Origin of the sequence: Streptomyces sp. Ru71 (assembly GCF_002920535.1) — a bacterium.
Classification (GTDB): Bacteria; Actinomycetota; Actinomycetes; order Streptomycetales; family Streptomycetaceae; genus Streptomyces.
This window is the reverse complement of record NZ_PQSS01000183.1, coordinates 1-538: the sequence shown is the minus strand read 5'-3', so window position 1 is coordinate 538 and position 538 is coordinate 1. Positions and strand designations below refer to the sequence as shown.

Here is a 538-nt window from a genome sequence, read left to right as displayed (position 1 = left end):
GAGCCCGTCGCCGCCGAGGACCCCGCAGACCCCGGCGCCGGCCCCCGTCGCGTCCCCGCAGTCCACCGACGCGCCTGCCGCCGACCCGGGTACCGCCCAGGCCGCCGCCCCGCAGGACGCGTCCGCCGCCGAACACCCCCCGGTGGCCGCCGCCGCAGCTCAGGAGGCTCCCGTGTCGACCCCGGACGAAGCGGTACAGCCCGCGCAGGACAGCACCCCGGCCGCGCCGCCCGCCATGGCCGCACCGGCGCCCCAGCCGGCCACCGCGCCCGCCGCCGACCAGCAGCCGGCCCCCGCCGCCCCGCCCGTCCAGGGACCGCAGCTGCCGCAGGACGCCGCTCACCCGGTGCCGGACGCCGCCGCAGCCGCGCCGCAGGCCCCCGCCGCGGCGGAGCTCCCGGAGGCCACCCCCGCCGCCCCGGTGCCCGGCGCCGTCCCCGCAGGGCAGCAGCCGGGGCAGCCGGTCGGGCAGTTCGTGCCGGTCGAGGGCTCCGTGCCCACCACTCCGCACCTCGCCCCGACTCCGCCGCACCCCTCA

1 pseudogene is annotated in these 538 nt (G+C 82.9%); it reads left to right on the top strand.

Annotated elements, in window-relative coordinates:
* Positions 1-172 precede the first annotated feature (172 nt).
* Positions 173-538, top strand: a pseudogene (locus C3489_RS38140) (5,6-dimethylbenzimidazole synthase); the annotation flags it as partial.